14 protein-coding genes and 1 pseudogene are annotated in these 13,021 nt (G+C 32.7%); 4 read left to right on the top strand and 11 right to left on the bottom strand.

Annotated elements, in window-relative coordinates:
* Window positions 1-22: 22 nt before the first annotated feature.
* Both gpmA and DPQ31_RS11830 read right to left on the bottom strand, forming a co-directional pair.
* A complete protein-coding gene (gpmA, locus tag DPQ31_RS11835; protein WP_097954107.1) occupies window positions 23-760 on the bottom strand; it encodes a 2,3-diphosphoglycerate-dependent phosphoglycerate mutase in 738 nt (245 codons plus the stop codon).
* 167 nt (window positions 761-927) lie between these two features.
* Window positions 928-1,410: a MarR family winged helix-turn-helix transcriptional regulator gene (locus DPQ31_RS11830; RefSeq protein ID WP_097959728.1), complete on the bottom strand. Its 483-nt coding sequence runs from the start codon at window positions 1,408-1,410 to the stop codon at window positions 928-930.
* Between the two features lie 126 nt (window positions 1,411-1,536).
* On the opposite strand from DPQ31_RS11830, the gene DPQ31_RS11825 reads away from it, so the two are divergent.
* The gene (locus DPQ31_RS11825; protein WP_199633414.1) at window positions 1,537-3,213 is read left to right on the top strand and encodes an alpha-keto acid decarboxylase family protein; all 1,677 of its coding nucleotides are present in this window, start codon (window positions 1,537-1,539) and stop codon (window positions 3,211-3,213) included.
* A gap of 178 nt (window positions 3,214-3,391) precedes the next feature.
* Here DPQ31_RS11825 and DPQ31_RS11820 read toward each other — a convergent pair whose 3' ends face one another.
* The 5 genes from DPQ31_RS11820 to DPQ31_RS11800 form a co-directional block, all read right to left on the bottom strand.
* On the bottom strand, window positions 3,392-4,174 hold the full coding sequence (locus DPQ31_RS11820) for a class I SAM-dependent methyltransferase (RefSeq protein ID WP_097959729.1): 783 nt from the start codon (window positions 4,172-4,174) through the stop codon (window positions 3,392-3,394).
* Between the two features lie 342 nt (window positions 4,175-4,516).
* Window positions 4,517-4,924, bottom strand: a complete 408-nt coding sequence (locus DPQ31_RS11815; protein WP_000072494.1) for a VOC family protein — start codon at window positions 4,922-4,924, stop codon at window positions 4,517-4,519.
* A gap of 118 nt (window positions 4,925-5,042) precedes the next feature.
* The gene (locus DPQ31_RS11810; RefSeq protein WP_098711219.1) at window positions 5,043-5,753 is read right to left on the bottom strand and encodes a class I SAM-dependent methyltransferase; all 711 of its coding nucleotides are present in this window, start codon (window positions 5,751-5,753) and stop codon (window positions 5,043-5,045) included.
* A gap of 301 nt (window positions 5,754-6,054) precedes the next feature.
* A complete protein-coding gene (locus DPQ31_RS11805; protein WP_098711218.1) occupies window positions 6,055-7,371 on the bottom strand; it encodes a DEAD/DEAH box helicase in 1,317 nt (438 codons plus the stop codon).
* A 73-nt stretch (window positions 7,372-7,444) separates the two neighbouring features.
* On the bottom strand, window positions 7,445-7,714 hold the full coding sequence (locus DPQ31_RS11800; protein ID WP_087968946.1) for a hypothetical protein: 270 nt from the start codon (window positions 7,712-7,714) through the stop codon (window positions 7,445-7,447).
* A 62-nt stretch (window positions 7,715-7,776) separates the two neighbouring features.
* Here DPQ31_RS11800 and DPQ31_RS11795 point away from each other — a divergent pair, with 62 nt between their 5' ends.
* Window positions 7,777-8,535: a hypothetical protein gene (locus tag DPQ31_RS11795; RefSeq protein ID WP_140158435.1), complete on the top strand. Its 759-nt coding sequence runs from the start codon at window positions 7,777-7,779 to the stop codon at window positions 8,533-8,535.
* Window positions 8,536-8,581: 46 nt separating this feature from the next.
* On the opposite strand, the gene DPQ31_RS11790 is transcribed toward DPQ31_RS11795, so the two are convergent.
* Window positions 8,582-9,268 carry an MBL fold metallo-hydrolase gene (locus DPQ31_RS11790; protein ID WP_087968944.1) on the bottom strand — a complete coding sequence of 229 codons (687 nt, stop codon included), beginning with the start codon at window positions 9,266-9,268 and terminating at the stop codon, window positions 8,582-8,584.
* A 126-nt stretch (window positions 9,269-9,394) separates the two neighbouring features.
* Window positions 9,395-9,656, bottom strand: a pseudogene (locus DPQ31_RS29315) (hypothetical protein); the annotation flags it as partial.
* Between the two features lie 204 nt (window positions 9,657-9,860).
* Between DPQ31_RS29315 and DPQ31_RS11785 the strand changes: the two are divergent.
* Window positions 9,861-10,190, top strand: a complete 330-nt coding sequence (locus DPQ31_RS11785; RefSeq protein ID WP_087968943.1) for a YkvA family protein — start codon at window positions 9,861-9,863, stop codon at window positions 10,188-10,190.
* 248 nt (window positions 10,191-10,438) lie between these two features.
* Here the strand turns inward: DPQ31_RS11785 and DPQ31_RS11780 are convergent, their stop codons facing one another.
* Window positions 10,439-10,651, bottom strand: coding sequence for a hypothetical protein (locus DPQ31_RS11780; RefSeq protein ID WP_000416118.1), 213 nt, complete (start codon window positions 10,649-10,651; stop codon window positions 10,439-10,441).
* Window positions 10,652-10,985: 334 nt separating this feature from the next.
* Between DPQ31_RS11780 and DPQ31_RS11775 the strand changes: the two genes are divergently transcribed.
* Window positions 10,986-11,123, top strand: coding sequence for a DUF3956 domain-containing protein (locus DPQ31_RS11775; RefSeq protein ID WP_000443202.1), 138 nt, complete (start codon window positions 10,986-10,988; stop codon window positions 11,121-11,123).
* 104 nt (window positions 11,124-11,227) lie between these two features.
* Here the strand turns inward: DPQ31_RS11775 and DPQ31_RS11770 are convergent, their stop codons facing one another.
* Entirely contained in the window at window positions 11,228-12,823 is a 1,596-nt protein-coding gene (locus DPQ31_RS11770; protein ID WP_208731928.1) for an aminotransferase class V-fold PLP-dependent enzyme, read from the bottom strand.
* Window positions 12,824-13,021 lie beyond the last annotated feature (198 nt).

Below are 13,021 nucleotides of genomic sequence, written 5' to 3'. Positions count from 1 at the left end.
GCATGCATTTCAAATTTTCATGTTAAAAAGAAATATGTTTCGGAATTTCCCCTTCAGGTACTTCTCCATCCATACTTAAGTAATAATGGCGAATCGGACGTAAATTTTCGTCTAATTCATAAACGAGCGGAATGCTAGTTGGAATATTTAATGAAACCACACCATCATTTGAAAGGTTGTCTAAGTATTTCACTAGCGATCGAATTGTATTACCATGTGATGAAATAATTACTTTCTCACCACTTTTTAATGATGATGCAATTTCTGAATGCCAATACTCCAGCACTCTCTTCTCCGTATCCTCTAAACATTCCGTCAATGGAAATTCACCTTTTTTGAGCGTTTTATATCTCGGATCGTTCGCTTCATATCTAGGATCTTCTTCAGTAAGAGCCGGTGGTCTTACATTGACACTTCTTCTCCAAATATGAACTTGTTCTTCACCGTATTTTTTTGCAGTTTCTTCTTTATTCAATCCTTGTAGCGCTCCATAATGCCTTTCATTTAGTTTCCATGATTTATGTATAGGCACCCAAGTAAGATCCATTTCATGCAGAACAATCCATACAGTCCGGATTGCTCGTTTTAATACCGATGTGTAAGCAACATCGAAAGTATAACCGTTTTCCTTTAATATTGCTCCTGCTTCTCTTGCTTCACTTAATCCATTCTCTGATAGATCTACATCCGTCCATCCAGTAAAGCGATTTTCAAGGTTCCATAAACTTTGTCCGTGACGAATAAGTACAAGTTTTATCATTATAATTCCCCTCTCGGAAATGTGAATTTTATTGTTCCATCGCGTACACGTATAAAGTATCTAGTAATGCATTTTTTTATCCATTCACTCTATGATTTACCCATAGTTGCCACATGCATGGATAAAATTCTTTCTTTTTCAAACTATAAAGAAAGGCCTATTTCTCATTATTTTTGATCAACTGGAATTTCTCTTTTCGCTATCCATGCATCATGACCTGAACGGCTATTTGCCATTTCGTTCATAACTTGATGCCAATTCTCTTCACATGATTCACCAAATTTTGAAAAAATAGCACCCATTTGCTTTCTTTGAACATCACTTAGTTTTTTCTCTAAATCTGTACCTTCTTCTGTTAAGGATAATTGTTTTACTCGACGATCATGAGTAGCTTCATTACTTTCAATTAGTCCTTTTTCAACAAGTTGACGCAGTGGTCCGTGAAGAGCTTGTTTACTTATTTCTAATAGCGATAGTAACTCATTTACACTTATCCCTGGAAAACGTGCGATAAAAAATAAAATTCGGTGATGTACTCGTTGTATACCATACTCTTTTATAATTTCATCTGGCTTTTCAGTAAATGTTTTATATGCAAAATAAAATAATGCCAATGCCTCATTCATCTGTTCTTCTTTATGTCGTGTCATCTACTTTCCCCCTGTATGTAAATTATACCACAATCCAGTAATGAATATTTTAATCAACGCACTTGAACTTCTGTAGTCCATTGAAGCATTCACTACACGAACTAAAATAATTAGGAGATGATTCTCTTGAAAACGCAATACACTGTAAGTACATATTTATTAGATCGATTACATGAATTAGGAATTGAGCATATATTTGGTGTTCCTGGTGATTATAATCTTGCCTTTTTAGATGATGTGATTGCACATGAAAATTTAGAATGGATTGGTAACTGTAATGAATTAAATGCGGCATATGCAGCAGATGGATATGCTCGCATAAAAGGCGTCGCTGCTCTTATTACCACTTTTGGTGTCGGGGAATTGAGCGCCATAAACGGCATTGCCGGCTCATATGCCGAAAACGTACCAGTTATAAAAATCACCGGTACACCAACAACAACTGTAATGGAAAATGGAGGACTCGTTCATCATACATTAGGTGATGGAAAGTTCGATCACTTTTCCAATATGTATCGAGAAATTACGGTAGCACAAACAAATTTAATCCCTGAGCATGCCGCTGATGAAATTGATCGTGTATTACGTACATGTTGGAATGAAAAACGTCCAGTTCATATTAATTTACCGATCGATGTATATAATAAACCAATTAATAAACCTACGGAGCCAATCTTAAATCATCCCATAGTAAGTAATAAAGACGCATTAGATAAAATGCTTCTACATGCCATTTCAAAAATAAATAGCGCCAAAAAACCGGTTATATTAGCTGATTTTGAAGTGAATCGTTTTTATGCTGAAGAAGATTTACATCAATTCGTAGAAAAAACTGGCTTCCCTATCGCATCACTAAGTATGGGAAAGGGCATATTCCGAGAAAAACATCCTCAATTTATAGGAATTTACACTGGCGATGTTAGTCCTCCATACTTGCGAAAAAGAGTTGATGAATCTGACTGTATCATTAGTATCGGTGTGAAATTAACTGATACTATTACCGGTGGCTTTACACAAGGTTTTACGAAAGAACAAGTTATAGAAATCCATCCCTACACTGTGAAAATTATAGATAAAAAATACGGTCCAGTTGTAATGCAGGATGTTTTACAACATTTAAGTGATTCAATTGAGCATCGTAATAAAGATACTCTTGACGTTAAGCCATTTATTTTAGAATCATCACCTTTTACTGAAGAGTTCAATCCAAAAGCACAAATGGTCACACAAAAACGTTTTTGGCAGCAAATGTACCATTTCTTACAAGAAAACGACGTCTTAATTGTAGAGCAAGGAACACCTTTCTTTGGTAGTGCTGCTATCCCTCTACCTAATAACACTGCATATGTAGGACAACCGTTATGGGGATCTATCGGATATACACTTCCCGCTCTATTAGGAACACAACTCGCTAATGTAACACGGCGTAACATTTTAATTATTGGTGATGGTTCTTTCCAGTTAACTGTTCAAGAATTATCCACTATGTTACGTCATAATTTAAAACCAATCATATTTTTAATTAATAACAACGGATATACTGTTGAACGAGCGATTCATGGACGAGACCAACCATATAATGACATACAAATGTGGGATTATAATAAACTGCCAAATGTATTCGGATCAGAAGAAAAAAGTCTCACATTTAAAGTAAAAGATGAAATAGAGTTAGCAGAAGTCTTAAATAAAATAAGTTTTAATATGAATCGACTTATCTTTATTGAAGTTGTAATGAGCCAAGGGGATCAGCCTGAATTATTAGCTAAACTTGGAAAAAGATTCGGCAGCCAAAATTCTTAAAAAGAAAAAGCATCGCTATAAATCATAACGGGTTCAGCTAAAAGTTGTAAAACTTGTTTTGCCACTCAAAATATATGTCAAAAAGGATGGTAAGTGCCATCCTTTTTGACATATATTGAACTTTTACTATTTATAAACCCCTTCTTCGACTAACACCCTGTGTAACAAGCTAAAATTTTTAATCAACCTTTAACTTTATAGCTTTAGTGGCAATAAAGGTTTTAATATGCTTATCTAATATCCTTGTTCCACCAAAACCATCCTCGTAAAAACCTGTTATAACAAAACCAGCTTCAATTTGGCCTTGGATTTGGTCTTCTAAAGTATGCGCATATTCTATTGTTTGATTTGAATCGATGTAATCTTGAACTTCATCCTCTGGTAAATAATCCAATGTTGATGAAGGAATTGAATGTTTAACATCAAGAATACCTTTTTGTTCTTGGTTATCATCAAAAATCCATAGTAACGGATTTGTAAATCCAGCAATAAGAATACCTTTATTCTTTAAAACCCTAGAAACTTCATTCCATACAAGATGAACATTTTTTATAAACAAATTAGAAACAGGATTTATAACAATATCAAAATATTCATCCTCAAAATCACCAAGGTCTGACATATCTCCTTGTACTGTTTTCAAATTCAAACCATCCCGTTTTGCTACCTTTTCATCTTGTTCCAATTGCTTCTTAGATATATCAGTAACTGTTACATCTGCTCCAGCAGCAGCTAGAACTGGTGCTTGTTGTCCGCCACCTGATGCTAAGCAAAGTATCTTTAATCCATCTAATGACTTTGGAAACCACTCTCTAGGAACTGATTTTTCCGTAGTGACTGTAATCTCCCATTCACCTGATTTGCTTTTCTCAATAACCTCGCTACTTACAGGCTGCGTGTATCTAGAACCTTCTTCCACCTTCTTATCCCATGCATTACTGTTTTGCTGTGTAGTATCCATTGCGATTTTTCCTCCTAACTACCTAGTTGCAATTTAATTGTAAGATTATTAACTATTTATACATTCCTTTTTTTATTAACCTACCAGATAGTAAATACTTAGTTGTATATATTTATCTTAACAAATAATCGACCGTAAATATAAAAAAATTCTAAATAAACATGAAATTAGACAACTATTCAATTCATTTAAAATAAACGATATTAATTAACAATTCCCCAAAAATGATATACCAACAAAAAAGGCGTTCCAAACCTGTTGACAGTTGGAACGCTTTTTAAAGTTATTTAATTTTTCAAACTCTTAACTAAACACATTATACAAATAAGCGATGCTTCTTTTTTATTCAGCAAGCGTTAACTGCCAAGACACACCATACTTATCATTTAACCAACCAAACTTTTTACTAAATGGATAGGCACCTAAAGGCATAAGAATTGCTCCATCCTGCGCTAGTTTATGAAAGACCGTTTCAATTTCTTCTTCTGTCTCACAAGTTACATAAAGAGACATAGCTGGAGTGAATGTAAAATTATGATTTACATAACTATCAATACACATAAACTCTTGGCCATTTAGCGTAAAAGTTGCATGAATTACAGTTCCCTCTTTACCAGGTCCATTTTCATCGTAGCGAGAAATACTTACAATTTCTGATTGATCAAATAGGGATGTGTAAAAATTCATCGCTTCTTCAGCTTTTCCTTCAAACATTAAAAATGTAGTAATTTTTTGATTTGTGTTACTCATATAGAGACAGCCCCTTGTTATGTATTTATGCAAAACATACATCGGTCAACGAAACCGAACGTACATTCTTATAAATGTATTGTCTATAAAAACGATGAATTTGTCAATTATCTAATTTTCATTTCTTCTTAAACAATGCTGTCCAAAGAAATGATTCCCCAAACATATCATTCGGTTGTTTCATTTGTTTCATCCTTCTAATCTCAATTACCTCAAATTCTTTAAATATCTCTCTTAACTTTTCTTCCGAGTATGCAAGACCACCTTGTAGACTCCATCCTCTATATACGTCCCAATCTGTTATTTCTGATCCATTTCGTTCATCCAAATCACCTGCTGCAAAACATGTTAATCCGAAATAACCACCTGATTTTAAATATCTATCAATTAACTCTATATAATTCATTCTTCTATGTGGTGGAATATGATGAAGGCAACCAGAATCATATATAAAATCAAATTCATTTTGAACCTCTAAATTGAAAATTGAATCACAAATGAAGTGAATTTGTACCCCTTTTGCCAACGCCCTCTCTTTTGCCCACTGAATGCCTTCTGCAGATAAATCCACTGCTGTAACATCAAATCCTTCATTCGCTAAATAAATGGCATTTCTACCTGGACCACATCCAAGTTCTAATACTTTCCCTTTTGAAACTCTCTCTTTTTGTATATACGAAACTAGATTCTCATCTGGAATATTTTCAAAAAACGGAACATCCTTTTCTCTATTGGCATAAAATTCATTCCAAAATGGTTCTGCAGGTCTTAATAATGAATCAAGCATTTTTAAAATGTCTTCTTGTGTGTGTAACGTTTCATTTTTCATTTGCACTCCTCCATATTTTAATAGTCAGAAAATTATTATATAACCTCCTGAACATTCAGACAAATAAAACTCCACATTTTATTCTTTCTTTATTTTTCAATTCACTTAAAATACGGTAAATGAAATTATCAACTTTACTCTCATTGAGCAAATGCATACCAACCTAATCTTAAAATACAAAAAGAGCCACAAAAATTTGTGACTCCTTCTGCATTCATAATTGTATCAGGATTTTTTATTATATATCGATTTCTCTATTAACAAACAATATATCTCTTCATCCCAATTACCACTTCATATTTTAACGCCCACGTCTTTTCTGACCTTGATTTGTACTACTTTTCTTATTGCTTGGCTTATTAAATGATCGATTATTTTCATTTCTCGAATCACGTCTGGAACCTTCACGGCTATCTCTTTGACGATTTTGACCTGATTTCTTTGGAGCCGGCTTTGGTACCGGTTTTCCATTTTCATCTACACGTTTTATCTTCGGTTGTTCGATTATTTCTCTTTGTATTGGTGCACCAAGCATTTTTTCAATTTCTTCTAAATGTTTTTCATCTTTCGCTGCAACGAACGTAATTGCAAGACCTGATCCACCTGCACGTCCTGTTCGGCCAATGCGGTGAATATAACTTTCTACATCTTCAGGGATATCATAGTTAAATACGTGCGTTACACCATCTACATCAAGTCCACGAGCTGCTACATCCGTTGCGATTAAGTACTGAATTTTAGCTTCGCGGAAACTCTTCATAACCCTTTCACGTTTCGCTTGAGGTATATCACCATGAAGTTCAGCACAATTATAACCTAGTCCTTTTAAATTATCATAAAGCTTACTTGCTCTAACCTTTGTACGACAGAAAATAACTGCTAAAAATGGCTGATCACGATCCATAACAAAACGAAGTGCATCTGGCTTTGCACGATCTGTCGTCTCAATGACACGCTGTTCAATTGTATCTACCGTTACTTCTTCACTTTGTACTTGAATCATTTGCGGCTCATCCATATAACGTTTCGCCAATTTTTTAATATCTTTTGGCATCGTTGCTGAGAATAACATCGTTTGCTTGCTACCAGGTGTCTCATCTAAAATATCTTCAATATCATATAAGAAACCGAAATAAAGCATTTGATCCGCTTCATCTAGTACAATCGTTGAAAGATTACTTAGATCAATTGTTTCACGTCGTATATGATCTAATAATCGTCCTGGTGTTGCTACAACAATATGTGTATTACCTTTTAACTTTCTCAATTGTTGTGCTACATCTTGCCCGCCATAAATCGCTAGTACATTAATATCTTCTCTTTGAACAAGCATTTTTTTAATTTCAGTTGTAATTTGCAATGCTAGTTCCCTTGTTGGTGCAACAATTAATGCCTGAACATCACTAGACTCTGGATCGATTTTTTCTAAAATCGGTAAAACAAATGCTAATGTTTTACCCGTTCCTGTTTTCGCTTGCCCAATAATATCTTTTCCTGACATAATAACAGGAATTGCTTTTTCCTGAATTGGTGTTGCTTCCGTAATTCCATTTTCACGTAATGTATGATTAAAAGTTTCACTAATTCCTAATTCTAAAAAGTTTTTCAAATAGACCACTTCTTTTCCTTATTTTTCACATTAGCTTTCATTGTACCATTTGTTTCGCCAAATATGAAAAATAAAAAAATTCTTACCTTCTTTTTTTATATTCATCATGTACTAGGTGGACAAATTCTTTTTGTTTTGTCTCGGAATTTATTAATACTTCCATGTTAGTAGTAGACAAAATGAACTTTTTAATTTTTCTATTACTCCAAATTAGTCTTGTATACTTTGTATCTTCGTGTAGCTTTCGAAACCACTCGAATTCACTTAACTTTGCAATGTGATGTTTTAATTTCATATCATTTCGAGGATAAAATGTAATTATAGCCATTATTACATCAAGCAATAAACTCATCTTTTCCCCTCCTATACATATATATTTCAATGTTAAGGAAACATAGGTACAAGGTGATAAAATTGACCAATACATTCATAAAGATATTTTGTATATTGTTCTTACTATATTTTCAATCGACCTCAATTATTATGGCGAAATCTCAAACAAATGTGATAAGTGAATTTAAACAAGCTTTACTCCAAAATGATAAAAAATTAATGCGGTCATATGTAACAGAAGGGATTGAACTACCTACATTCCAAAAGGAAAAACCTATTCATGAAATTAAAATAATACCATCTCCAAAAGAAGATACTACAATTCTTATTTCCTATTTCAAAGACACTGATGATGAATTTACTATCGGTTACATTTTAGAAATAATAACAAAAAACAATAAAATATCTCAAATTAATCAAATTTACGATGGAACTAATCCTCTAATGAAAGAAGCTACTATTGTAAAAAAATATGAAATGAAGTGTAAGAAACATATACTTACTCCTACAAAATTCCCGTTCGAAATTCATGAATTTCAAGGGTACATCTATAACGATTACTTAGAACTACGATACTACAATAAAGATAGTAATGGGATTTTTAAAATCACTGTTTCACCAGTTCAACATAAATTAGATCAATATTTACATAAGGGCACTAAATTTTACATTTTAAAACATAATATAAAGGCAGTATATAATCCTCATTTTGATTTAGCATACGAACTTATCTTTCAGAAGGACGGTTTTCAATATAAAATCGCCCTTGGTAACAAACTATACATAAAAAGAAAATACAATGTTACTGATTTAATAAGAATTGCGGAATCTATGAATTAAAAAACCGATCTTTTCAATATAAGAAAGATCGGTTTTTTTATATATTTTATATAATGAGTTTTCCTCCATGATAGCAATAATACTTTACGGCTTTAAGGCTTTTAATCCTTTTTAATGACTCTTCTGCTTTTTCTATATCTAAGCAAAAATTTGGATTAGCTATTACTAATTCATTATTATCTTGAACGGCCGCATCCCCTGTAATTACACAGTCTAAGTCCGGAAAATATAATGAAATATGCCCCGAAGTATGTCCTGGCGTCGCTACTATTTGACATTTATCATTCAAAATCATTTGACCATCATATACTTTTTCATCGACGGAAATATGTCTTATATTTTTTAACTGTTGTATAAACCATTCACTAAATTCTTTCTCTTCAATTGGCATATGTTCTAACATTTCTTCAGCTTGAACTAGTCTCTCTGATTTTATTTCACCATTAATGTAGTTGGATTCTATTTCACTAGCAATAACATGAAGTTGAGGATATTTCACTTTGAAATCGTATAAAGACCCTATATGATCATCATCATAATGAGTAATAATTATATTTTTTAAGTTTTTCATCTCATATCCATGTTTTAAAATTTCATTTTCAATTAAAGGTAAAAAATTTTTATAACCTGTATCTACTAAAGTTAATTCATTGTTTAATACAATTAAGCTCGGATAAATCCATTGTTTTCGCCCGTTACATTCAAATTCAATTGGTAATTCTATTATCTTCATTTCCCTTCCCCCATACCGTTTATTAAATGTTTAATAATAACTGCATCATCCACATACATTTTACTATACATATCACGAATTGAAGTATGGGCTTCTTTAGTTTCTGTACAAAATTCAAACTTGGTCTCACTTCCCATTAACAGATTTCCGACAAGCTTCTCGATTAAATCCGTCTGGGTATCTTATTGCTAATTTAGATATATTCATTTGAGCGATGTCATCTAACGTATATTCCACCTCATGAGCCGTGATAGAGATTATAGTACATAATGTCACCCAATTCTAAAGCTAACCTATAAGTATTGCCGTTCTCTTCTCCTAAACAATGAACCGGATCAAATCCATGCCCATGGAAAATAGCCTTTCTTACAATATCAGCAACCTCACCATTTTTGACTACATAAATTTTATTATCCATACTATGTAATGAAACACTGTAGGTCGTTGCATCATAAACATTATATTATTTTGAACAGGTAATTTCCTATTCTTATGGAATTATAAATTAAGAAACAAAAATAAAATGGATTATTCCCTCACTTCTTTGTCCATCCTTTTAAAAAATATATGTTTTTGTAAAAGGAGTGTTTATATGGAGAAACAGACGCTTTGGAAAAAATTCAAAAAAAGCTCCGCAAACCTTGGAAAATCCAGCGTATATGAAAGTATTATTTTATTTTACACAATGAAAAAGAAAACGTTACCTATTAAAGCAAAACTCATAATATTAGCTGCTTTATCCTATTACGTATTAACAATCGATTTCATTCCAGATATAGCTGCTATTATCGGTATTGGCTTATTAGATGATGTTTTAGCAATTGCTGTAGCGCATAAATACGTTATGAGGCATGCAGACGCTGAAATTCGTGAAAAGAGTAAAATTAAAATGGAGTCCTTGTTTACTTCAGCACACATTTAACGAAGAAAGATAGGCTCTCACTTGTCTTTGTTCACTACTTATCCATCTTCTATAGCTTTTAATCCAATGATTTGAACAGTGTTAAAACAGAAAAAAGAACTAAAATAATCTTTAGTTCTTTTTTTATCAAATCAATTTATTTTTGAAAAATCTTTAAAAAGAGCCTATTTTAGTGTACCAACTAATACAGGCTCTTTTCTAATTCAAATTTGCAAAATCCGCATCATTTTACGCTATACTTTGTTACTTCAACAACATTTCTCTTTCATCGCTTTCATCATAGACATAGTTGTCTTCATCATTTCATCACATTCGTTCATTTTTACCATCATTGCCTTATCCATTTCTACATCCATTTGCATCATGTTATTCATCATCATTTTCATACACTTCATTTCACACATCATTTTTTCCATAGACATCATCATGTTTGTTGTTTCTACCATCATAGTTTTTTCCATATTAACATCCCCCTAGAATTTTTATGTTACAAGTATAAAAATTCCTTTTTGTTTTTCTAAAACCTTCTTAGTTTACCTCATACAAATATTTATCAATATTTTTCCCTCTCTATTGATTATTGATTCGCTTTATTTATTGTCACGCTGAAAACGTACATATAATAAAAAGCATCTTATTTTAGATGCTTTTTATTATATGATTGACACTATGAGCCCATTTATTTCGTGAACATAGGTTAAATCTATTATTTTTCATAAAATCCATGAATCTGACTATAACGTATTATAGTTTTATTCATATACTGTAGTAGATTACTAGAAAGGAGGCGTATATATGGAAAGTTGTATTGTGTTCGTAAACGGCCAACCTTTTTTAGTACTCACAGTTGCTGGCATCGAAATTGCTAGATTGGAAATTACTCTTCAAGTAGCACTAGCTTTGAGAGTTCTCGGTATTCCAATCTGTGAGTAGTCCATTTAAGTAAGTTTAAAAGAGGGCTTTCGCTCTCTTTTAGACTGTTGTCAATACATGTACTTCTATTCGCTTAGCAAGTGTAAATTATAACTTTATAAAATTTATATATAATTATTTACGCTAAAAGGACTTTCTGTAACATACACCTGCAAACAATTCAACATCCTCTTCCTATCACGTTCTTTATAATGATTTAAACATGCAATTTGGATCCAATTATTTTTTTGCAAATAAGATGACTCATAATGAACAATGTATCCTTGCAATGCTAATGCATCGCCTACTGCTTTAGAAGAATACCCTTCATTTAACTGAATGGTGAGTATAATTTGCGCGGTGTGCTCTTTAGGTGAAACAAGCTTTAAACCCATATTAGTAATAGCTTCTTCCATATAAGCATATGTCTCTTTTATTTTTACAAACGCCGTTTCATCCTCAAATTTCTTCAATGCTTCTTGCAGTGCGTAAATTAAATTCCATGAATGAGAATATGGAATACTGTCATTCATTTCATACATACCAATGTCCATATACGCAGGTATTGCTTCGTTTTTCTCTATATTGTGATTATGAAAAACGAAAGATAGTCCTGTAAATGATTTAATCGCTTTCCCGCTAACGCCACTTGCAAAATATACATCCTTCAAATCTATCGGTATTGCTCCAATTGAACTAATACAATCTACACATAGTTTCATATGATATTTTTTACAAAAAACATTTAGCTCGTCCAAATTATTTAACATTCCAGTTGATGTTTCATGATGAACAAACCAAAGCCATTCATAATTTCCACTTACAATTATTTTTTCTAATTCGATTTGTTTAAACGGCTCTCCCATTTGTTTTTTATACGTATCAAAATTTAAATGTGCTCGTTTTGCCTGCTCAATTAATCTATTACCAAACTCTCCATTCGCTAAAACTAACCCTTTACCTTTTAAAGAACGTATCTGTAAAGCAATCGCATCATTCGCTAACGTCCCTGTTCCTAACATAATTTGTACATGTTTTGCTTTTGTCATTTGAAGTAATCGTTTCTTTACATTGTCCATTGTCACTTGAAATGACTTAGAACGATGCGAAATAGGCTTAGTAGAAAACGCCTTTTGAACATTCTCTTCCATGTCTACTGGACCAGGTAAAAACGTAAATTCTTTCGTCATAATACCTCCAACACTCGATTCTTCGAACATAGTAGGTGTAACATACATTGGCTGAAAAGCTGCTTCTTCTGTTCCAACTAACGTATGGAAAGATTTGAACCCCATATGCTCATATAAAGGCAGCTCACGTGTTGTAGCTGAAATGAGTGCCAATTCATATCCATTTAGAAGCAAATAACGATGTAAAAAGCGAATTAATCCTAACAACGCTCTACCATTTCTATATTCACGTTCTACTGAAAGCAAACGAATTTCATATACGTTTTCACCATGTTTGTTTAAATATACATCTAAATTTGAGATTTTATTATGTAATGAGAATGGGCGTTTTCCTCTTACCGCGACCATACCTACTAACTTCTCACCGTCTAAACAAATTAAATATGTATTTTCTTCATGAAATCGATCTATACGAAAACGTTCCTCCGTTTCTTCATGTTGCGGAATTTCTTCTACAAATGTTTTATAGTTCAATTTATGTATACTTTCAAATTCCCAAGCTTGATCAGCAATTTTATAAATTATCCCCATGTCCTATCCCCTTTCTCTCTACTTATTGCTCGTTGTTTAATTCATAAAAATTATAAGTGGAGATACCCCCACTTATAAAGTGAAACTTTAATCAGTGAGGGTTTTGTTCATCCTCCACTGATTATTAGCCTTCACCAATCGGGCTTTTACGGGCAGCCCGCCCCCCACCTAACTTCTTTGCTTCCGCTGAATTTTGAG

Origin of the sequence: Bacillus sp. COPE52, from assembly GCF_003355115.1 — a bacterium.
Classification (GTDB): domain Bacteria; phylum Bacillota; class Bacilli; order Bacillales; family Bacillaceae_G; genus Bacillus_A; species Bacillus_A toyonensis.
The sequence above is the reverse complement of the archived record's forward strand: the minus strand, read 5'-3'. Positions and strand labels throughout refer to the sequence as shown.

Excerpts from the sequence above, each read along its gene's own strand:
- gpmA (WP_097954107.1), bottom strand. The coding sequence starts at position 760 with ATGATAAAACTTGTACTTATTCGTCACGGACAAAGTTTATGGAACCTT.
- DPQ31_RS11830 (WP_097959728.1), bottom strand. The coding sequence starts at position 1,410 with ATGACACGACATAAAGAAGAACAGATGAATGAGGCATTGGCATTATTT.
- DPQ31_RS11820 (WP_097959729.1), bottom strand. The coding sequence starts at position 4,174 with ATGGATACTACACAGCAAAACAGTAATGCATGGGATAAGAAGGTGGAA.
- DPQ31_RS11815 (WP_000072494.1), bottom strand. The coding sequence starts at position 4,924 with ATGAGTAACACAAATCAAAAAATTACTACATTTTTAATGTTTGAAGGA.
- DPQ31_RS11810 (WP_098711219.1), bottom strand. The coding sequence starts at position 5,753 with ATGAAAAATGAAACGTTACACACACAAGAAGACATTTTAAAAATGCTT.
- DPQ31_RS11800 (WP_087968946.1), bottom strand. The coding sequence starts at position 7,714 with ATGAGTTTATTGCTTGATGTAATAATGGCTATAATTACATTTTATCCT.
- DPQ31_RS11790 (WP_087968944.1), bottom strand. The coding sequence starts at position 9,268 with ATGAAGATAATAGAATTACCAATTGAATTTGAATGTAACGGGCGAAAA.
- DPQ31_RS11785 (WP_087968943.1), top strand. The coding sequence starts at position 9,861 with ATGGAGAAACAGACGCTTTGGAAAAAATTCAAAAAAAGCTCCGCAAAC.
- DPQ31_RS11780 (WP_000416118.1), bottom strand. The coding sequence starts at position 10,651 with ATGGAAAAAACTATGATGGTAGAAACAACAAACATGATGATGTCTATG.
- DPQ31_RS11775 (WP_000443202.1), top strand. The coding sequence starts at position 10,986 with ATGGAAAGTTGTATTGTGTTCGTAAACGGCCAACCTTTTTTAGTACTC.
- DPQ31_RS11770 (WP_208731928.1), bottom strand. The coding sequence starts at position 12,823 with ATGGGGATAATTTATAAAATTGCTGATCAAGCTTGGGAATTTGAAAGT.